This is a genomic window from Marinobacter sp. BW6 (genome assembly GCF_008107725.1).
GTDB lineage: Bacteria > Pseudomonadota > Gammaproteobacteria > Pseudomonadales > Oleiphilaceae > Marinobacter.
This window is the reverse complement of the sequence record NZ_VIRN01000035.1, coordinates 141,817-164,811: the sequence shown is the minus strand read 5'-3', so window position 1 is coordinate 164,811 and position 22,995 is coordinate 141,817. Positions and strand designations below refer to the sequence as shown.

General features: G+C 51.8%; 14 protein-coding genes. All 14 read right to left on the bottom strand.

What is annotated here, in order from left to right; all coding sequences use genetic code 11:
- Positions 1-7: 7 nt before the first annotated feature.
- Positions 8-1,957 (bottom strand): DUF262 domain-containing protein, encoded by a 1,950-nt coding sequence (locus FMN52_RS00905; protein ID WP_148606844.1) that lies wholly within the window; start codon positions 1,955-1,957, stop codon positions 8-10.
- Positions 1,958-1,977: 20 nt separating this feature from the next.
- Positions 1,978-2,598: a hypothetical protein gene (locus FMN52_RS00900; RefSeq protein WP_148606843.1), complete on the bottom strand. Its 621-nt coding sequence runs from the start codon at positions 2,596-2,598 to the stop codon at positions 1,978-1,980.
- Between the two features lie 94 nt (positions 2,599-2,692).
- Positions 2,693-3,865 (bottom strand): hypothetical protein, encoded by a 1,173-nt coding sequence (locus FMN52_RS00895; protein WP_148606842.1) that lies wholly within the window; start codon positions 3,863-3,865, stop codon positions 2,693-2,695.
- Positions 3,866-3,894: 29 nt separating this feature from the next.
- A complete protein-coding gene (locus FMN52_RS00890) occupies positions 3,895-4,263 on the bottom strand; it encodes a PH domain-containing protein (protein WP_148606841.1) in 369 nt (122 codons plus the stop codon).
- 50 nt (positions 4,264-4,313) lie between these two features.
- Complete coding sequence (locus FMN52_RS00885; RefSeq protein ID WP_148606840.1) at positions 4,314-4,928, bottom strand: hypothetical protein; 615 nt, start codon at positions 4,926-4,928, stop codon at positions 4,314-4,316.
- Positions 4,928-9,928 carry a class I SAM-dependent DNA methyltransferase gene (locus FMN52_RS00880; RefSeq protein WP_148606839.1) on the bottom strand — a complete coding sequence of 1,667 codons (5,001 nt, stop codon included), beginning with the start codon at positions 9,926-9,928 and terminating at the stop codon, positions 4,928-4,930. The genes FMN52_RS00885 and FMN52_RS00880 overlap by 1 nt, the downstream gene beginning before the upstream one ends.
- A gap of 30 nt (positions 9,929-9,958) precedes the next feature.
- A complete protein-coding gene (locus FMN52_RS00875) occupies positions 9,959-12,859 on the bottom strand; it encodes a DEAD/DEAH box helicase (RefSeq protein WP_148606838.1) in 2,901 nt (966 codons plus the stop codon).
- 393 nt (positions 12,860-13,252) lie between these two features.
- Positions 13,253-16,285 (bottom strand): DEAD/DEAH box helicase, encoded by a 3,033-nt coding sequence (locus FMN52_RS00870; RefSeq protein WP_148606837.1) that lies wholly within the window; start codon positions 16,283-16,285, stop codon positions 13,253-13,255.
- Between the two features lie 15 nt (positions 16,286-16,300).
- Positions 16,301-18,232, bottom strand: a complete 1,932-nt coding sequence (locus FMN52_RS00865; protein WP_148606836.1) for an EH signature domain-containing protein — start codon at positions 18,230-18,232, stop codon at positions 16,301-16,303.
- Positions 18,229-19,020, bottom strand: a complete 792-nt coding sequence (locus FMN52_RS00860; protein ID WP_148606835.1) for an OmpA family protein — start codon at positions 19,018-19,020, stop codon at positions 18,229-18,231. Before FMN52_RS00860 ends, FMN52_RS00865 begins: the two co-directional genes overlap by 4 nt.
- Positions 19,020-21,056 carry an anti-phage ZorAB system protein ZorA gene (zorA, locus tag FMN52_RS00855; RefSeq protein WP_148606834.1) on the bottom strand — a complete coding sequence of 679 codons (2,037 nt, stop codon included), beginning with the start codon at positions 21,054-21,056 and terminating at the stop codon, positions 19,020-19,022. Before zorA ends, FMN52_RS00860 begins: the two co-directional genes overlap by 1 nt.
- A 29-nt stretch (positions 21,057-21,085) precedes the next feature.
- The gene (locus FMN52_RS00850) at positions 21,086-22,024 is read right to left on the bottom strand and encodes a metallophosphoesterase (protein ID WP_148606833.1); all 939 of its coding nucleotides are present in this window, start codon (positions 22,022-22,024) and stop codon (positions 21,086-21,088) included.
- 20 nt (positions 22,025-22,044) lie between these two features.
- The gene (locus FMN52_RS00845) at positions 22,045-22,692 is read right to left on the bottom strand and encodes a hypothetical protein (protein ID WP_148606832.1); all 648 of its coding nucleotides are present in this window, start codon (positions 22,690-22,692) and stop codon (positions 22,045-22,047) included.
- Complete coding sequence (locus FMN52_RS00840) at positions 22,693-22,953, bottom strand: hypothetical protein (protein ID WP_162525009.1); 261 nt, start codon at positions 22,951-22,953, stop codon at positions 22,693-22,695.
- Positions 22,954-22,995: the final 42 nt, after the last annotated feature.

The following is a 22,995-nucleotide window of genomic DNA, read 5'->3' as shown; positions in this document are numbered from 1 at the left end:
AAGTTCCTTAGTTTTTTTCCGAATCGAACGCCCATCGACTTTCAGCAAAATCAATCAACCTTGCTTCCGCATGATTAAGGAGTTCCTTGTACTTTCTAAACCGGGTTTTATCCTTCAACTTCTTTCTGTAATCCCGAGGCTTTTGGCCAAATACCGTTTCAAAATCATCAAATAGTCTTCCCGTCTGGGCTAGCTTGGTACCCTTTTCCTTATTGGCGTTCAGTTCCAGGTGCCCCAATTTCTCCTCAATCGGGTTATTGCTGACACTACTATTTACGCCCCATTCCAGAAGCATGAAATTTCCAAGCCGGCGTTTTTGACGCGCAGTTTCCAGCTCTTCTTTTCCTGCAAGCTCGCAGCTCTGGGCGTAAATATGCTCTATTGAGAAATAGTCGTTGTGCCGACTCGTGGAATCACGTCTCTGTTTAACTAGGTCAATGTTGATCTTTCGTGAGGGATCAAGGTACTGCTCATAGTTCACGAGAAAGTATCTGAGCCCGCGCCACTTATAAAAATCCTGGTTAGTGTCCAACGGGTTTAATCTGAAACACTCTTTAAACTCGTCCAGGTTCCGATGGCCGTATTCAAAAGCGAATTCTTTCAACCAGAACTCGCATTCGGCTAACGCTTTTTCTATTTCGTGATCAGGTAGCTGGGCACTGGTATCACCACCAAGTCTGCAAAAAAGATCATGAGCTATCCGAAACAGCTCCCCATGACCGCTGTCTGAGCGAACGCCACCAACAGGTATCATGTACACTCGAAAATTCACTCGCTCTATCAAATGTAATTTTGCGTGGAGAGCTTTCTCGTTGATCACACGATTGTGGTAAAGCCACATCAGGCAGAGAAATAAAGGTAGGATCCCCGAATGGGCGGTTTGCGCCCTTATCAACTCAATTTGTTCAACAATGCCTGTTCCCTTGAACAAATCATCATCTCGAAAACGGGATTTATAGTTGAACAAAGCCTCATAATATCGGGCGCAACGGGATAAAAATTCAACAAAATCTGAGAGCTTCTTTGCGTGGCTTAGGTCATTGTCATGGAGGGAAAACTCCTCCTTGATCTTGTTGTAGGCAGCGTTGCTTTCCTGCTTTCTGAACCCGAAATAAACGATCGCGGCAGAGCGCAACAGCTGCTGATTATCGATATCGCGCATTTGATGGGCGAGCGCCAAGTGCTTGAGAATGCGTCCCCACTCTTCGTTAATCGTATCCTTGAGCTTGGATGCATCTTTTTTAATCGCGTAGTAGATGAGGTAGTTCTTAACCTTCTCAAGTTCAGTCAGGGGCTTGCCACGATTGTTAATTACTTCAAACATCATCCCAGCTTCGTTTTCATCTTGAGGCTGATATACGATCAGCCCCAGGCCGCAAGTGACAACGTCTATCCACTTACGAGCGTCTCTCGTGGTGCTCGCATTTTCTTCCGCCCAGGCATTCATTTTCCTGTAGGCGTCTTTTAGTCGTTTCTCAGAGAGAAATTCAATGTTTTCCCCCTCAGCTTTGTCATCCAGTAGCCGACGGAAAAACGGTTCGATATCACTGTTCAGCTTGAGCGTCGGAATCTCATTTATGCCCTTAACGCCTCTTGAGATGTACTTTTGATATAAATCATCTAGTGGTATCTGGTCATCATCATCGCAAGCACATTTTTTTATGAGAATGTTCAGGAGCATCGACAACGTGGTCAATCGCTGTTGACCATCCACGATATCGAAAACCTCTTGGTCGCCCGCTGACTTGGCGGAAGGTACGAGAACCAGTGTTCCCGTGTAATGCAGGCTAAGGCCGATTTCAGATTCAGCGAGAACCTCCAAATCTTCCAGAAGCGCTTCCACCTGAGGTGCCTCCCATGCATACCCTCGCTGGTAGTCCGGCACGCGAAAGCATCGATCTGCGAAGAGCGCGCTAATCGTGGTCAAAGATTGGATTACGTTGTCGGATGCAGACACACTTACCCCATTTGTTCGTTTTAGTTTTTCGACAGCGACATATCAGGCGTTGTCTGGGAATCTTTCAAAAAATCGTCTCGCTCAATTTGCAGTAACAGATTCCTGACAATGTTCTGGGTCAGATCCTCACCATTCGCGATGGGGCCGCCCTGGAAGGGAAAAGCGAACATCATTGGTAACCACTGAACCAGCACGAAGGAGTCTCTGAGCTCATACGTCTCTGTCTTTCCCTGCTTGTTGTCTACCTGGACTTCGAAATCGCGGGTCTCTGTTACCCAGGAAGGGATCGTATATAGAGAGGCTCCAGTTAGAATCGCTGGAATTACAGCAGCGGAATTGCTGTGGTCAGTAGATTTCACCGACAAGACCAGGTCTGAATTCGCCGAGTCATCAGAAATTTCGCAGCATCCAGAGTTAACCAGCGCCTCATCGAATTTCTTTTTCTGGTACGACGCTGCTATGTCTCGATCAAGGATTACACTGGTGCTGTCGACCTTGAATCGGGAAAAAACAACCACCTTGTTATCCTGTTTCACGAAATCCATGTCCGATTCGGACAGGTTGGGGAGATTGTTTGACTGAAAGCCGGCACAGCCCGTCGTTGTAATGAGTACCAGCAGCAGTGCAAAAACATTCTTCATACAACAGTTCCTTTAAAGCAAAAAAAAAGCATTTGTCGTTCACTAACTTCGATATCAGTTTCGATGGCATTTCGCTGCCAACCTCTGCCAAACCTCAAAGCGCCAACCGCTCTGTCAAATTCCGGAATTCCTCACGAACCTCTTCATTCTGGAACTCCCGGATATCGGGCATCTGCAAGGAGATAAGCTGATCAAAGGTATTGGCGCCTTCGCGAATCATGCTGACCACGGAGGAGCTCAAAGACACCGTGCGGTAGGTGTTGTCAGCCACCTTCATCTCACGCACCGTCACCTCGTGAGCTGCGGCAACCTTGTCTCTTTGTCCCTCAAGCATGTCCGCGTAAAGTTCAATGACTCGTATGGTGAGCTTGTTCGACTCGATGTTGTTTTCGAGGGTTTCCTCGTTGCCGCCCTCGCTTATCAGGTCCCTTGATTCCTCAATGTTTGACTGTGCGTTATCGCGATACTGAGTAAGTTTCGGGAGGTATGTTTCGTCCACATCTGCAATGAAGCTGGCCTGCATATGGGCCATAATCCGGTGCAGAACGACCACCATGCCGTAGTATTTCTTGGCATGAGCCAGATCCTCACCAGAGCTCTGGGTCAGTTCTGCCAGCTGGGTGGTCATATCTTTTATGGCATTGAACACCACGGACATGCTGACAATGTCATCGCCCACTACAGAGGACATCATCGCCTCGAGCTGATCAGAGTCGAGATCGACACCGATGGCATTCAGAGCCTGACTCATCTGAGTCATGGTCCGTGCCTTTTCTTCTTCGTAAGCCTCAATATTGTTTTCAGAGGCTTCGATAAGCATGTCGTAATCTGCTTTAGTCACCGCGACATAGCTCTTTAGGGTATCTCCGGGCATCAGCTGCGTTCGCAAACTGCGCCCATCCTCTACCGCCAACACGCGTTCAGAGCGATACTCGCTTAGGTTCTTTTTCTGCTCTTCGATACGCTCCTCAAGCTCGCGATATTGCGTTCGCAGATCGTTGATAGCCTCTGATTCGAACAACGACATCGCATCTTCTACCAGCTCGTCGAGATCCGCTTCCGCATCCCCCTGATCTCGGCCAATAAAAGTGCTTTCCTCCAACGTGGGGATTTCATCATGCACCACCAGGGCATCTTCGAGTGCGCCGAGCACTTCCCGGGTATCAAATTTGAGGATGGCCTCGCGGGACCAGTCCTCAGCGACAGCACTCCCACTTCCCAAAAGGCTGGCTAGCAGCGCAGCCTTTACGACATTTTTTAACCGCATCCAATCACCTGCTCAGAAAAGCCACGGCCTTACAAAAGGTGCCGGGAGATGTGCTTCGAGATTTCGACAATGGCCGCATTACCGGTGAACTCAAACCGGATTTTGCCCAGGGATGAGAAGTAGATTTCCAGCTCGGAATCAAGATCAAAAGTGCCCGAAGTCTCAACGGAATAAGCCACAATGTTTTTGTAGGGCAAAGAGGTAAAATCTTTTTTGCTACCGGTAATACCCTGAACATTGATTGAAATAATTCTTTTGTTGGTGAACACCACGCCATCGCGCATGGATTTGTAGGAGTCAATCACCTCCTCACCATCAAGGAGCAGGTCTCGAACCCTGTCTCCGTAGTCCCCGTTCTGCTTTAGCTTGAAAAAACCTTTGTTATCAAAATCAATCATTTACTTCTCCTTGCCAATAGTTGACCTACTACGAGGTCTCGGAAAATTCTTTAAAAATACTCTGCGGCGCTTTCATCCTGTGACGTGCCGCCTTCTTCGAAATACTCCTCTGGCCCGACCTGGTCTTGGCTGCAAAGAGCGCGTGCTCTATCCAGGGCCGCTCGGGAGCCATTCAGCGAGAGCTCCGCATACATGGGGTCAGAGCTTTCATCAGCCATAGAAAATTTGAAACGCACCATTTGCCCAAGCCGCATCTCCGAGATAAGCCGGGGAAGGTCACCGACCAAGACATAGCCATAAAGCGTGTTATCACCAGACACAGTGGCTAATTGAATCAAGGATTCATGGATGGGTTTACGGTCAACCCGAGCCGCAACCTTCCTGATGCCTATAGTCTCGGTCTCGGAGAAACTGCGATTATTGTCGATCTGAACTTCCAGTTCCGGCTCGCATTCTTCTGAATCAAAATCGATCATCACCCGCATATCCGAGTAATCATCAATATTAATGGCACGGTAAAACCGTTGATCTCCAAGCGACAATTTGACGGAAGACCAGGCACCGTGATCACGAGGTTCTTCTGCATTGAAAGTCGCACCGTAGGTCATGGCAGACAGGCCCCAAAGCATGGTAAGTGCAATGATTCGAATACATGCTTGTTTCATTACTCTCCTCCTGCGGATTGAGAAAACACCTCCCAAGCCACCCGATAATCCCCCTCCCGATCCGGCCGGAAGAACGGGGCTTTGTATTCCACTGTTCGCTCCACTGGCCCACCCGGCAGGGTGTCATCCAGGTAGGTTTTGTAGACGCTGCCTTCCTGCAGGTGCTGGATGTCTTCCCAGCCGAGGGCGATGTCGTCTTCTTGTCTTTCTGGTGTGTCTATGCAGTAGAAGGTGCCTTCGGTCAGCTCCTTCTTGTTGGCCTTGCGGGGCAGGCCTACGCCTACCAGGCCTTTGCTGGGGGTGAAGACGATGCGGCCGGTTTGGTCGTAGAAGGTTTCGGCTTCGTTCTGGCGCATGACGGGGAACTGGACGCGGTAGATGGTGAGCAGTTCTTCCAGCGTGAGGCCGAGGGCTTGAGCGACAAGGACGTCGATTTCGACCAGAGCCTGGCGGCGGGCGTAGTCGGTGCGCAGGGCGTTGTGGCGTTGCCACTCGGGGGTGAGTTTGGCGAAGAAGTCCTTGGGCAGCGCGGCGATGGGTTCGCGGGTGGCCCAATGTTGTTGCTGGAAGCTATCTTGCCAGTTCGATTGCCAGAGGTCGGCGTAGTGATTGGAAATACTCACCAATGCCATTGCGCGAACATGCAGCGCATTGCGTACCCGATTATCCGTTAGCACCGGGAGCTGGTTAATCAGTGAGGTGTTCGCGTGACCCATACCGGTGCTTTTCACTCTGTAATCCAGAACCACCGATAGCGTCATGCTGAAATAATCCAGCATGGTTTGCTCGGACTTGAACGCCGAACATAGGCAAGTATTGATGTGGGCCGCACCCTTGGGAATGATCGTGGTAATGAGTGTTCGCTCGGAAGATGGGCCGATCATTTCTCTGTTTGCCAATCGATAATACTCCGTCACCAACCGCTCCCGATGCTCACCCTCTTCCACCCAGTGCACGCGCGGGGTGCGGTCGCGGTAAGTGTCGGAATCGCAGGCGGGGATGTAGTTGGTGCGCGGAAGATAGTCGTCCGGCAGAGTTTGCAGGTCAAGGATGTCGTAGTGGCTATTCTGGGTGCACTCGGCCCGCGGGGTTTTGTTAAACGGGTTACCGACAAAGAAGTGGGGACCGGAGAGTATCCATTGTTCCGGGTTTTCCGCGAAGCGGGTTTCTCGCTTCATGGTGCCGTCTTGCTGGGCGTTGACTTCGTTCCAGTGCTGTGTGGAGTAGTACTGCCCTTTCAGGTCCCCCAGCCGCCGGGGTTGGGCAGCGAATTTATCCAGCACCGCCATCAACTGGCGGGCGTGCAAGGCCGGAAGGCGCGCTTCCAGGGCATCGGTGCCAGCTTCGTCATAAAGCTGCGCAAACAGGGCCAGTTCGTGCTGGCCGATTTCGATGATTCGGTCATGATGGCCGTTGGTGTTCCAGCGTGTAGTAACTTTACCATTGGCTTCTATCGTTTCTTCCTTTATACCACCCACCTGTCCTAAGCCATCATGGGAGAAGCAGCTATCAACAGTCGATGGGTGATAAAGGTTGTTAATGCTGTAGAACTTCGGCGTGTCAGTCGGTGCCGCGTAGACATGAGTACCAAAGCGCATCCGACCATGATCATTTGTACCTTCAAACAATCCGAACTCATTCTGGTATTGGAAATGCTGGCGAAGCCTGCGATAAACCTCGCGACGAAAGGCACCTCCGTTGGGGTCATCGTAAATGCCCTCTGGGTGGACAAAACCAGAGACGCCTCTTTCGTTTGAATTCATCCATGCAAGCGGCAAAAAGCATTTGTACAAGTTTGCTTTTTGGCCTGCCAAGTGAGGATAGTTCTGAGTGGCGTTTAAAAATCCTTGAGCCCCTTCTGCTTCTTCAAGCTCCGAGAACCAATTATGACGGAGTTCCGCGTTCCGCTCGAACGCGGCTTCTCGCTGCTCAGTGAGCTGCTTAGCGCTTAGTTTATGCAGCACAAAGGCCGGGTTGTGGTCGCCGAGGATGCCGCCTTCCTGCCACTCCACCTTACGCCAGGGCGGGTTACCCAGGGTGATGTCGAAGCCTCCGCGGTTGGCGAAGATATCGCCGAAGGCCAGTTCCCAGTGGAAAAAGCGGAAGTGTTCGCCCAGCTGGTTGGCAATGGCCAGGGTGTTGAAGAAGGGGTTTTTGAACAGCTTTTCCAGGTTGAGTTCGCCACGCTGGTTGCTGACTTCGCGGGCAGCCTGGGTTTCGGCGCGTAGGGTTTGCTGAGGTTCGTCGGCGGCGAACAGGTCGTCTACCGGTTTGGCGAACAGGTCTTCGCCCTGCTCTGTCTGATTTTCCTCTTCAGGGGCGGCAGAACTTTCCAGCAGGCTCTCCTGCTCCGGGGCGAAATCAAAGGTTCCAGCGCTGTTTAGGATGGTGTTCAGGTCGAACAACCATTTCTGTCTGTCCGGCAGTTCATCCACTTTGTCCAGGGGCCAGAACCAGAGGGCGCACCAGTAGTCCATGGCCAGTTTCAGACGGCGGTACGGGGAAGCGATTCGGGCATTGGTGTTGAAGATGCCGTGGGCCCGCAGGTTATCTTTTTCCCGAGTGGTGGTGTGGTGTTCTTCCACCTGTTCCTGGCCCCACAGGGGGTAGGTGTCTTCGGTGCGCTGCCGGTGTTGTTCCAGCATCTGGGTGTGTTCGCGCCACAGGCGGTCTACGGCGTCGCTCAGGCTTTGCAGGGTTTTGATTTCCTGCTCGTCCAGCGGGGCGCAGAAGTCTTTTTTCCAGTCTTTGATCTTTTTAAAGGCATCCGGCCGCAGTTGTTTCGCCACTTTGTCGTTGTAGCCGGCCATGCCGGGGTCCGGCAGCAGGAAGTGGTAGATCTCCCCTTCGCTACGCCCACCCTCGCCTGACGGGTTCTGCAAGGTTTCCGGGTTTAGTCTGCGCGGGGCGTTGTTGTACCAGTAGCCTTCTTTGGCCTGTTTCTTCAGGGCGATCTTGGGGTACACCTCGCGGCGGGCGCCGATCAAGCTGTTGCCGGTGAACAACTGGTAGCCGAACCAGGGTACGTTGTGGCCGCCGCTCAGGGCGTTCAACCACAGGGAGACTTCCGCCAGTTCCACGGCGATGGGATTCAGGTCTACCCCGTAGACGTTGTGGTCGGCGATGTGCATTTTTACCCGCTGGAGTTCGCGCTGGTAGTCCTCGTGGGGGATGCGTTCGCCCTGCTCTTGCTGTTTGCGGGTTAAATAGGCTTCGGCCAGTTGGTTCACGGCTTCGTTAAGGAAGGCCGCGCTGCCCATGGCGGGTTCGCACACGGTCAGGTTAAGGATGTCGTCTGCCGTTACGTCTTCCGTCAACCGTTCTTTAAGCGTGTACTTAACCAGGCTTTTGGTGAGGACTTCCGGGGTGTAGTAACTGGCGGATTTTTCCCGGTCGCGCCCGGCCATGCGGTAGATGAACTTGCCTTTGGGGTGTACGCGCAGGCTGAGTTTGCCTTGGACTTTGTCGTACACGCGCTCTTTGTCATCGAATTCGTCCAGTTGGCTCTGGGTGACGAAGTAGCCGGTGTCCAGTTCGTCCGGGTTGATGTTCTGGCCTTTGGGGGCCACTTCGTAGAGGTCTTCGGTGGCGAAGAAGCCGCGGTAGCTGAGCAGCGCTTCGTATACGGCGCCGAGCTGGTTGATGCCAAGCTGGGTGTAGCTTACGCGGCCCCGACGTTTTCTGCCGCTTGTGGGCCGGGTGAGCGACATGCTCTGGATAACCTGCTGCAGGGTTTCATTGCTGAAGGTGACGCGGTTCAGCATCGGGGTTTTGGCCGGGTCGAACAAGTGGCTGTCCAGGCCCTGCAGGGTGAAGGCATTGGCGTTGCTTTCGTGCAGATCGTCTTTCTGCCGGCTGACCTGATTGCCTTTGTAGATAAGGCTGAACATGCGCTGCAGGCTTTGATGAAAATACTCGCCTCGGCGGCTTTCTTCAGTGGTCAGACGCACGCTTTCCAGGTCACGTAAGCTGTCCAGGCTATACCCCATGCGCCAGGTTTCGTCTTCAGCAGGCAGATAGCCGAGTTCAGGGCGCGCTTCAATGTAGAATAGGAAGAGTATGCGGTACATGTAGCGCAGGCATTCTTTAGAAAGCTGGTCCGCGTCCAGAGCATTCTGCCCGCTGTAGATGCCTTCCTTGCGATCGCGGGCCTGTTCTACCAATTGTTCGGCAGCTTCGTTGCCTAGTAATTCGATGGCTTTCCGCAGGGCATATTTGAGATCGTCGGATACGGCGAAGGCATGCTTGTGGCTGTTTTCGTCCAGGCTGTCGAGACGGCACTGGCCTTCTTCGGGAGCCAGGCTTTCCCGGTGCAATAGAACGGCAGTGGCCTTGAGAGTTTTGTCGTCCCGGCGGCCGAGAATCTCTTCCCAGTCAAAGCGCAGCATGCGGTTCTGCGACCATTTATACCGGTCGATCAGAATGCCTTGCCGGTCGGACAGCAGTAGCACCCATCGCGGTGGGTTGTCCTGCCGGAAAACGGCCTCGTTGAGGATACTGTACCAGTCGGTGTTTTTCAGTTTGTCGTGGTGCGGGCCAGTGCCGAAGAACTGGTTGCTGTGCAGTTTCAGAGAGAGCGGGTCTTCGCCCTCGTTGTTTGCATCCAGCGCACCAAGCACCCAGAGCTGGTCGCCCATGGCCGAAAGTACCGGCAGTTCGGTGTTGGGTGCCACCTCACGATTGTCCGGCTGATAAGGAATACCCAGTACCGAGGTAAGATCTTTGAAGAAGTCGCGCTGAAGTCGGATTCGCTCGGCTGCACTGCGCTCGGTTTTGAGTTTGTGGCGCAGGGCAAAGTAGCTCTGGTTGAGATTCCGCAGGGCACGATGAGGCGTGGTGTAATCGCGCCCCTCTCCCTTCGAAGCTTCTTCACGAGCCTCCCAGTCTTTAACGGTATCGGCGAAATCACCCTGGAAGACTTCAGCCAGGTAATGAGCGCTGAAGAATTCGTTTTCGTTAGTCAGTCCAATGAACGTGGCGGCGGTATCCTGAACGGCCATCTGGTAATACTCCTTTGCCCTACCCGGGCTTTAGTCGTCTTCCCGGGTAAACACGGCGATGATCTGGATGAACGGCACCGGCTCGATGGTTAGGGTGTCCTGCACCCAGGTTTCGTATTCGTTAAAAACCCGTTCGATTCGGCTCAGGCGCTCTTCTTTTTTGGCGGCCTTGAAATGCTCAGCCTGGGCGGAACCTTCCAGCTGAAGATCTAACTGCTTGACCTGCCGGCCTTTCAGGGCTTCCAGTTCCTGGAGCTGCTGCGCCAATTCAGATTGTTTCGCCGCCGTGTATTCCTGCTGGTGTTGCGACATTTCAGACTTTGCAGCCTCAATCACTGGGCTACGCAAAGCCTCAAGCTGTGAGAGATCAATCGGCTGAGCGCGGTTCGGCAGCTTGGTGTTCAACTGCAGCTGCTGTAGCCATTCCTCGCCCTTCTGCACCTCAACCACTGAACCGCTCTTGCAACGGATGGCGAACCATTGCCAGATGACCGGATGCGCCTTTCGGTTAGGAATGAGCCCGCTTACAAGAAACACAGCCTCACCCGGCTCAAGGGTGCCGCTCACCTGCGGCGCATCCGGCAATGCCAGTACCGGGGCGCTGTGGCGAGCCACCTGGGCCAGCAGTTTGTCTTCCAGCCATTGAATGGCCGGATGCTGTGGCCAGAGATAGTGAAGCTTGGGCCAGGCGTTCTCATCCTGCCGACTACGACGGATTTCCTCTTCAAATCGGGTTTTATCTGCCGTAAGCACCAGGCTGCCATTTTCAGGGCTGATTTCCGATGGCAGGAAGCGGAAGCGGTAGTTCAGATCATCCGGCGGGGTCAGCGTTAGCGTTTGCTTCTCGTTATTGGCAGTGAAGTTCACCTGCTTACGGTCGCGGTTGATGGCTTCCAGGGCCTGACGGGCAAATTCGTAATCGCTGGGGAACAGGCTGTACCGTTCCGCGGTGTGCTGCTCGGCCTCTTCTTCTGTCTTGGGTTGTGCCGCCTCAGGGTTGAGGAACAGGGCCAGAAGATCGTCGCCTTCGTTGCTGTCATCCGGCTGGTATTGCTCATCAAATTCTTGAGCTTCGGTGCCACTGGCCATGGCATCTGCCGTGAGACCTTCCTCGGCTTCCGGATCATGGACTTTCATGAATGTGGCGGGATCGCCAATGTTCTTGTATGCCTGCTCGTCCTTCTCTTTCAGAATTTCGAGAATCCGCTGATCACCCTTCACCGTGGGATTGTCGCTACGGTTAATCAGGTAGGTGATGATTGGCGTCTCTGTCTGGCCATAACGATCCACCCGACCGTTGCGCTGTTGAAACACCATCAGCGACCAGGGCAAATCAAAGTGCACCAACCGGTGCGACAGGTAGTGCAGGTTGATACCTTCGCTGGCCACATCAGAGCACAGCAGCACGCGCAGTTTGCTTTCCTGTTTACCGAAGGCTTCAACGATTTCCTGCTGCTCGATATCGCTCATGCCGCCGTGCAGAATCTGTACGGCGTCGTCTTTCAGCTTCAGATCGCCCATCATCTGGCCCTGCAGCCAGTTAAGGGTTTCAATGCGCTCGCTGAAGATGACCAGCCGGTCTTCGGTATCGGTTTTCTTCCAGCCAAAGTCTTTTCTGTTCAGCAGCTTCAACAGTTCCTGGTATTTATTAAAGTGAGCCGCATCGACGTTGCGGAGAGCCAGCAATAGGCTTTGCAGGGCCTCGATTTCCTGTTGCTCATCCTCGGTGGTTTCGTCTTTGCTCTTCAGCTTTTTGATGCGCTGCTCAACAGAAACCTGCGCCGCTGCCGGCGAGCTGAAGATGGACTTCTGCAGACCTATGCGAACCAGTTGGCCGTTGCGTTCGGCATTGTGTTCTCCCCGATAGGTGAAGGGAACGTCTAGCAAAGCCTGGTAAGCGACCTCTTCTTCCGGTGAGGCATCCAGGTAGATGTCGTTCACGACCCGCTCTTTGAATTCCTGCTGCACCTGGTCGCGGATATCTTTCTTGAACCGGCGTATGACCAGGCCTTTGTCGCGGAAGTCTTCTTTGGCGTAGTCATCAGGATCAGATATGGCCGTGGGATCGAGCATGTTCATCAGGCTGGCGAAACTTCGTGCCTTGCCGTCATGGGGCGTTGCGGAAAGCATGATTAACGTATCTGAACGGCCCGCCAGCAATTGTGCCAGCTTCGCACGCTGGGAGCTGCTACCGCGTTCGGCCACGTTGTGGGCTTCATCGATAACGATGATGTCCCAGTAGGCCTGCTCCAGATGGCGACGGTATTCGTTGTCTTGCTTAAGTGTGTCGATGGAGATGATCGACTTGTCGTAATAATAAAACGGGTTGTGGTTGCCCGGGATGTTGTTGCGCACACGCTGGAGGCCGGCAGAGTCGAGCCGCGTGAGCGGGATGGTAAAGCGGTTCCACATTTCCTTCTGGAACTGGGTCATCATGCTTTTGAGCGTAAGCACCAGAATACGCTTACCCCTCCCCCGCCGCATGAGCTCAGTCATCAGGATGCCTGCTTCTAGGGTTTTACCCAGACCTACGGCATCTGCAATCAAAATACGCTGACGATTCTGCTTGAGCGCCTGTAAGGCTGGATCCAACTGGTAAGGAACCGGATCCATGGCGGCCTTGTGGCCCAGGTGGATACGCTGGTCTGCAGGGGTAATCTGGCGTAACTGGGTTTCGATAAACAAGCGGCTTTTTTCAAAACCCGGGGTCAGGTCTTGCTCAAAGCTGGTTTCTGCGGGGTCCAGCACGCGGATGGCATCTTCCGCCTCTTCAAGCCGGGTGAGGAAGCGAGCGCTTTTGCCGTTAACCAGTTCTGACAGGCCATCCACGGTGAGGATGTAACCCCCATCATCGCTGGGGTCAGCCCTGCGGACGATCCATTCGCAATCGCGGATAACTACTCGCGCCCCTGGAGCGTAAAGTGCTTGCATACCGAATCCCTGATCTTGAAGCGACTCTTAATCCAAGAAGGGATGCTAACCAGAGGGGCCGACATCCACTGTCGCTTATAAGACGTTACGTTTTAGTTATGAGTAGGATGATGCGTCAGATTGGTGCAAAGTGGAAGGGGTATTTGTAAATTTTTGCGGCTTAGTTGGTTGATTTTTTTATGTATTTGAGGAAGTGAACCATTAACCCAGATACAGCATGCCCTCATCGTTAGTAGCAGAGCGCCGCTAAAGATCTACTTCGACCCTGCCATTATCTCTTTTACCAAATAATACAAAACACCTAGGATCAGCCCGACTGGTACAACCCACCCCTCTGGCAAGATTTTAAAAATTGAGAACAATACAACGATTCCTATTAATAGCGGCATGATTTCAAAGCCCCATCGATTTCAATACTTCATTTTCAGATACTGCCTCAGGCGTCACAACTGCGTCTTTCAACATAAGCTTGCCTCGCAACAACCGGTCAAGGTGGACGTCGAAGGCATCGTACTCAGGGTGTAACACTGCCGGCAGATGAATGCTGACTGGCTTTGTTTGGCCAATCCGATAAACCCGGTCCGATGCCTGGGCTTCTTTTGCTGGATTCCAATGCCGTTCCAAGTGGACGACGTGGTTGGCGCCTACCACGGTCAGGCCGACCCCTGCTGCCACAGGGGACATAATCATAATATTGAATCCGTCTTTGGCTTCAAACTGAGTAATCAGTTGTTTGCGGCTGAGCACATCGGATTTTTTTGCGACAGCTGCGGTATCACCATTTATCACAGCAATGTCCAAGCCGTAAATTTGGTCGAGCCAAAGTTTTAGAAGGCGCTGCAGACGTTTGGTAACCATGAATAGAATGACTTTTTCGCCGCGTTTCCTGATGGAATCCAGAGAACCGAGAAGCACGGCCAGCTTGGCGGACTCCTTCATCACATTTCTCGCGGATTGGGCATCATTGGTCACCAGTTCCGCTTCGTGTCGAAGGCGGGGGTGGAGTGAAATCTCCCTTAGTTGCTGTAGTACAGAAAGCGCTTTTCCGCGCATGTCCTCGGTTGCCTGTTGTTCACGGTACCCTTTCAGCGCGTCTTCATAAGCTCTGCGTTGAGCTCCGTCCATCGTGCTCGTGAGCTCTTGGGTATAGACCAGATTTCCATGGTTAGGCTGCGGGACGCCGCAGCGAATTGTCTTCGCTGGCAAGCCGGAGAGTTGGTCTTCTTTTACCCGCCGAAGCATGAATGGCCCTACAGCATCCCGAAGCTTCTGACCCAGGGCCGCTCTGACTGATTCGCGGTTTTCCTCATCTGCCCCCAAGATCGGCTTTATCCAGGTATCCCGAAAAGTCGTCCAGTTCCCCAGCAAGCCAGGCTGGGCGGTATCCAAAAGGCACCAGAAATCACCCAGACTGTTCTCGACTGGTGTACCTGTTGCCAGTAATTTGAAATCTGCCTTGAGCCCCTTTGCAGCTCTAGCTTGAAGGGTATTGGGGTTTTTGATGTTCTGCGCTTCATCGAAAATCACCATTCCCCAGTCGATTCGACATAGAGAGAACTGGTAATCGCGAAGGGTCTGGTAAGTTGCAAGCACCAGTCTGCGCTCCTGATCAAGCCGCTTGGCACCCGCATCTGGGCCGATATGCAATGCATAGCGAATCGCATCTTCATCTATCACCTGGTCATTATCCAGGATCTCCGCCATCTGCGCCGCTTCCCGTTTTTCACCTTTGACACGATATTTGGCGAGATCCCGGCCAGATTGAAGCACAACAATATCTTTGAAAGGTATGCCGTTGTAAGTGACCCCAACTTCATCCTCCCAGTTTTCAAGCAGGCTGAGTGGAGCGACAACCAATACAGGTTTTTGCTGTTTACTTGATTCTTTTTGGCGCCGCAGATATTCACCCACGGCCACCAAGCTCATGTAGGTTTTGCCGAGCCCCATATCGTCAGCGAGCAGCGCTCCCTGGAGGCGGTAAAGATTGTCCGCTTTTTCATTCCGTGCCTGTTCAATCAAACCCAACATCCAGGAAATACCTTCCTTTTGGTGGGGAAAGGGTTGGCGCGCGTACAGTTCCCAATCTGGCTCTAGTGTGCTCGGGGACTCCTTGGCTTTTTGCTGGAGCTCTGCATGCAACTCCTCGGCTTCTTTCAGAACCAGGCTGAGTTTTTCCTTGCTAACAGGAGTTTCGTCATCCAAAGGTTCTTCGTAGGCCTGCGGATTTCGAAGCTTTTCGGTAATTTGTTCAAGCTGCGCTGAAACCGCCTGACGATTTGAAACATCGATGTTTTCGCCATTAAAAGACAAGGTATCGGCACCCTGCCCCCAGGCCGCTTCAACCGCCTCTTTAAATTGGGACAACTCTTCCTCTGACTGAATTACCTTGGGTAATGAGTCGGGAGGCGCTGGAAGTTTATCAAGTGCAAACCAATCCTGTTTCTTGGCGTCAGCTTCGCCAAACTCCATGTGCTGGAGCTTGCCTACCCCCTCAACGCGCACAGAAAACCCAAGCTCGAGGTTGACCAACGAGGCATCGAGGAAGGCACCTGGCGTTTCTATAAACTCCTGAACTTTATCTGCCGGAATCCGCCGGTTGCCAAATACCTCTTTTACGGCCTGAACCTTCTCTGGCTCCAAAAGAACAACCCGCTTGCCAATCCTTAGCGCGCCGCCAGTGTCCGTATCAAAATCAAGCTGGTCCCATCTTTTGCCAAGCTCTTCCGTTGTCGATCCATCACCGAGACTTGGGCTAAGGAAAAGACTGCCGTCGGGCATTTTGGTTGCTACAACGCCTATACCTTCCGGTACAACGACATCAAGTTTTTGGAAATGCCCCAAGTCCAGATTCATGCCATTGCGTTGCGCCGTCTGAAGCTCGGCCATCAAACGGAGATTCGCACCCTCGCCTCTGTCATCAGGACGCAATTGCTGATGATGGTCCAGCGCCTGGAGTGCAAAAAGCTCTGGAGGAGTCAGTCGATAGATTTCAGTGGATGTCAGATAGAGAAACGGCCCTTTCCTAGTAAAAGGAGCGGTCTCCCCATTGATCACAGTGGTTGCAGTCACCCGGAAGCCGCTATTGCCGGTTCGCCCGCTGATTTCAGTACGAAACTCCCCAGGAAATCTTGAGGGCAGGTTAAGAACATCCGCCTGCTCATCATCGAGGCCAGCAATGTTCTCAGCACCAATGTGGTAGCCATTGGCCATAGGTTCCGCAAAACCCTGCTCTTCAAGCATTCGGAGAGCAACGAGCTGCATCTTCTGAAAAGCTTGCCCCTTACCTCGCTTAAGCTCGGCGAACTTTGCCGGTTCTACGAAAAACAACACGCCAGACGAGTCCGCGCGTAGTTCAAACCCCGCTTGCGCAGAAACGCTCTCCTTGTCATCTGAAACCATTGAGCGCAGTAGGTCGAAAAGGCCCATAAAATTCCTTTTTGTTTATTTAAACTTATTGATGAATTCGGACTTTACCACCCATGTATGCAGGTCTTTCCTCACAACAAACGGCTCAAGTGGGCCTGCGAACATGGCAACGAGCTCCTTAAGGGGAACACCAAGAAGAGCAGCGACATGTCGAGCTTTCGCGTTGGGATTGTGCGCCAAGTAACCCAAAACCGTTTTGTGCTGATCAGATAGATTTTGAGACGTGTCCTCTTTAAATCTCTGCTGCTTTTCGACGTAGGCATCTCTGCGCTGTTGCGCAGTTGTAGATGGTTTTCCACGCAAGAATCGATCAGCAGCACTAGGGTGGCGTTGGTGTTGGTCTGAGAACAGATCCTGAAACTTTGGTGGCGGTCGTCTCTGGGCTCTCTGACGCATCCGAACATCCAGATGTCCTGGCAAATCCTTAGGCTCTGGAATCCTTGTCTTTGGAGTCTTCACTACCGGATAACCATGTATTGCCAGGTGCCCCCGGTATTCGGCTGGACTTAGCAGAGATTCTATATCGAGCTCAACACCATGCTCAGCAAGGAAATTGATCACCTTGGACTGCCATGTACCGTTATGAGTCACAGCCTCATAGGGCAAACCATACATGGCGCTGTACTGCGACGGAGTGATATGAGTCAGCTCACCGTGAGTAAATGACGAACAATCATACGATGGAACAAGCTTTCCCGGCGGAGCGAGATAAACCCAAATCTTGAAACTGTGGGAGCCCTCTACAAGGTAAAAATCGCCGCAATCAACGTAGATGATAGCTTTATCCGCGAGTCCGCCCTCCAAGCTCGCAAAATTGGTTTTAATCTCATCTCCGAGCAGTCTTTTAACAATGCCCTCCGCCGATCTACCCAGCATCAAGCGCGTGTTGCGAATGAGCTTCTGGTTATAGAGGCCCTCAAGGAAACGTTTTCGTGCAGGAAACATACGCTGCAAGTCTGATTTTCCACTCTCGATTCCGTATTGTTCCAGGGCTTGGAGAAAGAGCTTGAGATCTTCTCGGGAAAGCCATCCTCTGACTTTGTCTACACGGGCGGCGCCCAAAGGCCTCCACCACTCCCGGTAATTTGTAGCCGAACTGTTGATTCGAGGATCTCCGGCAACGCCCAAGACAAAATCTTGCCAAACCTCTGAGACTTCAGAGCCCGCTCGATCTATGAGGATTTCCAAAGCTGCGTGGCCTATCCTTTTGCCTTCACCGAAAGGAGCGCGATTGACTGACGGTTTGAGAAGTTCATCGAAAATAGGATCCCACTGGCCGAGCTCTACTTCTTTGAGAGTCTCAATATAATAGTGCGCCCGGCAGAGGTCTCCATATCGCCCCTGGTCATAGCCGACTAAGCCAAGCGCCGCGAACTTTTGCTCAAGTTCCTGGCCACTTTCACGGACCTGTCGAGAAAAATAGGAGGGGCCCTCCATGCTGATCAGCCAGTTGATGTTTTCCTGGATCGATGCAACAGGATCCCTCGACATTTGCTTGTGCGTCTGACGAGGCAGTTTTTTGCTTTGATCACGGAGCACTACTTCTAATTCAGCGGAAAGTCCCGGCTCTGCTGTTTCCAAACGGTCAAATTCTTGGAAATAAAGCTGGCATAGTTGCAGGAAGGTTGTTCGGGTAAGCCTGGGGGTTTGGAGTTCAACCAAAGTGCCTAACACTGACCCTCTACAACTGGCTTTCCTTATTTTTTCGTCGTTACACCACAACCAGGTCAGCGCTCGTGCGCCGAGGCGTTTCTCCAGAGCGTCATAGACGTCGCTGAAATCGCTACGATTAATTGCTTTGGCGATCCTCTGACACATCGAATCAAAGGCACTGCCGCCTCCCGCTGATTGAGCAAAGCTTTCGGCCTGCTCAACAAGATTAGACCAACCAGACTGAACGTGTTCCGGCCATTCGTTTTTGAGTTGCGGGGGCTGCGGCAGTTTCATTTCGTTAAATCTACCTTTGCCCGGACCTTTTCATAGTCCTCGCTACTGGGCCGTCGAATGGTAAATCGAATATCAATTCGACGATTCTTGCTGTAATCATCTGCTGTCCGCTGATCCTCGACTACAGGCCTGGTTTCCGCATAACCACTCACGGAGAAAAGTGGTTTGCCTTCGCCATTTTTCAGGCTACTCAGCTTGCCATTCTCCTGAAGTGAGCGCTCCCAGAACTGCCATAGTGAGATAGCTCTGAATGTAGACAAACACCAATTGCCTTTTTCTCCACACAGCCGTCCGGTAAACGGCCTGCTATCGGTATGTCCCTCCACGAAAACCGTATCCAAATAATCCGACCGGTCTTCTTTGGAAATGAGTTGGTGGAGAACTTCACCTATCTCACGCGCTGTGTCCTCGTATTGCTGTCCTATTTGGTCAGCGGCAGTATCAAACCCTAGTAATTGGTTCGGAATCCTGAGAACGGTGCTGTTTTCACTCACCTCGACTTGAATACCCCGCTTTTGGAGGATCTCGGCCGCTTCGGTGAGGATATTTCTCCGCACCTGTTCAGCTTTTCTCAACTCTTCAATTTCTTTTTCTAGCTCGACCAATTCCTCCTGAAGACGCTCCTGCTTTTGTTCCGTTTGCTGCTCCAGTTCCATTAGTTGCAGAATCAAAATAACGGAAGCCAAAATGAAAATAACTAGGAGCCCAGACATAACATCAGAAAACGACATCCAATAAGGATTTTCGTCGTCGACTGAAGTCGCTTTTGGGCTTCGCAGCAGAGCCATTAACGAGCCTCCAGCTCATCGAGAATACTGTTCATATTCTCGACTACCCTCAGCATGGAATCTGCATACGCCCTCGAACTGTTATTCCATTTCTCCATGCGGTCTTCGATTTGTTGGTTCACCTGTGTGGAATAACTCGATAGCCAGGATTCTGCCTGTTTTTCGATTCCAGAAACCTGATCTGCCAGATTCTCAGATAGCCCACTGAACTCAGCTTTTATTGATCTCAACCACTCCTGTTGATGCTGCTTGAGCTCAGCGAAACCTTCGTTAGTCAGTTTTGCAGCATTGCCGTACTGCTCAACGCTCTCTTGAATAGACCGTTGAAGTCCTTCAAGCAGTCTGGACTGTTCGCTCAGTCGATCTGAAAGTAGTGTGTTTTGCTCACCAGCCGATTCTATGACTGACAAAACCTCTGACATACGAGTGCCCAAAACGTCGGTGGCTTGTTTTACCTGTGAACTGAGCAGGCCAAGCTGATTCGAACTGCTGTCCAGATGTTTGCTGCTCTCGGAAATGGAACCCGTAACCTTAGTGAGTTGTTCGAGAGTTTCTCGATGCTGGTCAGCCAACTGGAGGCTTTGTTGCTGCGTTGTTCTGACAGATTCCGCGATTTCATTCAGAAGACGTTGCTGCTGCTCAGCGACTTGTTCATTTTGCTCGCGGAAGCGTTCTTGTCTGAGACTTTCTCGCTCATCTGCCGCCTCAATCTGTGACCTGAGGCTCTCCATCGTCCGGCCTGTCAGGTCCGCGAACATTTGTTCCATTTGCTGCTCGCGTTTCAGAGATCCTTCTGATGCCTGCTCAGCTCTCTGATCGGCAGCCTCCAGTTGTGTTTCGACCTTTTCTGAGAAGCTGGCCATCAACTGAACGAATTTGTCCTCCAGGGCTTTTTGGCTGGTTGATGCGGAGTCCGCAACCCGACTTATCTGCTCATCAAATCGACCAGCTTGTTGCCGGGAACTCTCAAGCTGTCTTTCTTGCTGTTCGTTGAGTTTGGTGAAAAGCTCTCCAAGCTGGGAGCTCATATCAGTGACTGCTGTGTTCACATCCGAGGCCGCCTGCTCCAGCATTGCCCCTTGGTTTTTCGCTGCCCCACTAACCCCCTCAACAAAGTCGCCCACCAGCCGCTCGAGAACCTGAGTGGACTGCTGGCTTGCATTATTGACTAGAGACTCGATGGCAGGCGCCATAATCTTGTTTAACGCGGTGGTAAAAGCCTCCTCCATCGAATCAGAAACGCCTTTGATACTTTCCTGTAACCGGTCGCCTATTCGCTCATGAAGCTCCTGGAGTGCTTCCTTGCTTTCCCGACTGCTATCGGCGATGTGCACCAAAGACTGCTCTGCGGGTATTCTCGGATAGAGGAAATCAATCTCTTGCTGCACCGACTTAATTTTCGATAGCGCCGAGCGCTCCATAAACTTCTCAATCATATTGAGGAGTAAGCTAAGACCCACACCCCAAACAGAAGTCATGAAGGCAACTGTTGCCCCTTGTATGAGTCGATCGATCCCATCGCGCAGTTCCGGGATGTCCGAGCGGGAACTCAAGTTCAGGCTGTCCAGACCAACTGTTAAACCGACGAAAGTACCGAGCACACCGATTGCCACCAAAAAGCTTGGCGTCGCAGCAAGCAAACGACTTCCTGTAAGGCCTGGCGCAAGCGTTCGGGCGTTAAAAAAATGATCAGCGTCCAGGGTGTTAAATAGGGCCTTCTGATCGCCAGAGATTACCAGGCTCTCGTCGAATTCCCGCCAAACCTTACCAACATCCTCTTGTTTTAAGCCCAGAGCTTTCTGCAGAACTTCACGACGATTGCTCGCGAGTGATTTCTTGTCTTGATCACTGATGAGGGTTCTGAGTGAACCCAACCTGCCTTTGAAACGCAGAAAATGACGAGTAACTGCAATGACTGCGACCAAAAAAATCACAATCATAAGCAGCCAAAACAGTGTTGCTAGACCTTGTGGTGTGCCGTTTGATAAAGCATTAAAGTCAGGAAGTAGGTGCGAAAGCAAACTGACAAAATCCATTTTTATTCCCTGTTTTTATTGAATTTCTTCTATCTTCTATGGCGACTGACATAGCAAAAATTATTCTCTACGAGCTCCCCCTCGCCGTCCCATCTGTAGGCGCAAAGCTTTCCGTCATGATCCGCAGCAATACTGAAATCCAGACAAGCCACATGTTTGCTCATCGGCGCAGGTGTTCCTGTTAACCAGTAATGTCCTACGAAAACGGGTTTCATGCGGTCGTAGCCAGGTAAGGCGTTGTCATCAATAGATTTCTTCGGTAACTGCTGGATTACTGGCAGAGGAGCCAAGGCAATATCGTCAACAGTATGGTGGGAGCCCGAGAGCCACCATTTGGCACGAATATTTGAGCGGGGATGTCCATACTTGTCTAAAAAGTTGAGACCGTCCGGCAACTTAATTTCAAGGCCTTTTAGGACCGTTTCTAGCGCCTCGAAAAGTGGAGTCCCTTTTTCGGAACTTTCTCTCCATGACGCCTCCAATAGACAATTCTCACTATCAGTATGCTCAGAGATAACCTCAAGATTTTGGGGGTGCCAACAGGCGTGCACTACACGGAAATCACCGCTTTCCCAGTATATTGGCAGGCTTTTAAACCAATCGATGAACTCTGAATGAAGCTTACTGCCCTCGCCGACTTCTTCCAGAAATTCTTGATGTTGGTCGAGGTTTTTTTGGGTATGTGAACGCAAATATTGACCAGGATTCAATGGATCTTCGCTAGCCCAAAGGACGGCATTAAATTCATGGTTACCCATGACTGCCCTTGCGCTACCACTTTGAACCATTGCTTTTGCAATCTGAACAACCTCAACCTGCTCTGGTCCTTTATCGATGAAGTCTCCCAGGAAAAACGCCGTGCGTTCAGGGTGCTGCCAAACACCGCTAACTTCCCGGTAGCCCATTTTGTCCAGGAGAGATTTCAGTTCAGTAGCGTAGCCGTGGATATCACCGATGAGGTCGTACATGAATACTGCATCCTTTCAGGTTACCGATTGGGCTCTCTGCTGCCCACTTCAATCAGTTCCATTTCGCGGCTATCCACCACAAGATTCGCTACATGCCCCGAATGCTTTCCGGTAACAACACCATTAAGGGCCAATAGGTAGGCTGCGTCTTTTTTGTAATAAAACCAATACTGCTTGATTTTCCCCCAGATTCCAAGATCCCCGCCCGTTTCGTAGACATGTTCCCGAACACGACACTGGGCGCGGCCCAGTTGCCGATCGATTGAAAGACGCCAGAAGCCCTTCGGAAAGTCCAGATAGCGCTGATGCTCGCAGACAGCTAGCGCGAACAGAGGCTCACTTCTGCGCTTGAAGCCGGTGTCCACCCAAAGGTAAGGCTTGAAGGCCTCACGCTCCTCATCCAGGTATTTCTTGATCCGGCTGATGCGGTGGTCCGCCAGAGCCATATCCATTCCAGTGACGACGCAAAGCGCTCTAAGGAAGCCTTCGCTGCTGTATTTGAAGTCGAATCCGCTTTCTGTCAGGCCAAAATCGGGATCATTGAGCACAGACTGGAGGCGTTCCATATTCGCAGAGGTCGGTCTCGGATAGCCCATAGCCTTAAGGATTTCTTCACGAGGCATGGCAGCTACGCGCAAAACCAGATCTGTTTTGAAGTTGTCGATCATTTATCCCCACTCCCCAATGAGTTCCAGCACTGGTTTTAGGCGGTCCGAGTCAAACCGGTCACCATCAAAAAACCACTCCGAGATCTCTGCGATCATGGCTTGCTCCAGGTTATCGCCTGTCAAAAGCCTTGCTCTGATGGCCTCAGCAATTCCGTCATACTCATCGACACAGCCATTTTCTTTGCAGCAGGTGTTCATCGGGTCCGCTTTAAACAGGGCCTGGGAAATTTGATCTTTGGTGTATCCGGACATTATGTTCATCCTCCCGCTCTTTCTAAATCATCATCGCCGCTGGGTGCGACA

Coding starts and splice junctions, on each gene's coding strand:
- FMN52_RS00885 (WP_148606840.1), bottom strand. CDS start 4,928: ATGAAACAAGCATGTATTCGAATCATTGCACTTACCATGCTTTGGGGC.
- FMN52_RS00845 (WP_148606832.1), bottom strand. CDS start 22,692: ATGATCGACAACTTCAAAACAGATCTGGTTTTGCGCGTAGCTGCCATG.
- FMN52_RS00840 (WP_162525009.1), bottom strand. CDS start 22,953: ATGAACATAATGTCCGGATACACCAAAGATCAAATTTCCCAGGCCCTG.
- FMN52_RS00870 (WP_148606837.1), bottom strand. CDS start 16,285: ATGGGCCTTTTCGACCTACTGCGCTCAATGGTTTCAGATGACAAGGAG.
- FMN52_RS00850 (WP_148606833.1), bottom strand. CDS start 22,024: ATGTACGACCTCATCGGTGATATCCACGGCTACGCTACTGAACTGAAA.
- FMN52_RS00900 (WP_148606843.1), bottom strand. CDS start 2,598: ATGAAGAATGTTTTTGCACTGCTGCTGGTACTCATTACAACGACGGGC.
- FMN52_RS00895 (WP_148606842.1), bottom strand. CDS start 3,865: ATGCGGTTAAAAAATGTCGTAAAGGCTGCGCTGCTAGCCAGCCTTTTG.
- zorA (WP_148606834.1), bottom strand. CDS start 21,056: ATGGATTTTGTCAGTTTGCTTTCGCACCTACTTCCTGACTTTAATGCT.
- FMN52_RS00880 (WP_148606839.1), bottom strand. CDS start 9,928: ATGGCCGTTCAGGATACCGCCGCCACGTTCATTGGACTGACTAACGAA.
- FMN52_RS00865 (WP_148606836.1), bottom strand. CDS start 18,232: ATGAAACTGCCGCAGCCCCCGCAACTCAAAAACGAATGGCCGGAACAC.
- FMN52_RS00875 (WP_148606838.1), bottom strand. CDS start 12,859: ATGCAAGCACTTTACGCTCCAGGGGCGCGAGTAGTTATCCGCGATTGC.
- FMN52_RS00860 (WP_148606835.1), bottom strand. CDS start 19,020: ATGGCTCTGCTGCGAAGCCCAAAAGCGACTTCAGTCGACGACGAAAAT.
- FMN52_RS00890 (WP_148606841.1), bottom strand. CDS start 4,263: ATGATTGATTTTGATAACAAAGGTTTTTTCAAGCTAAAGCAGAACGGG.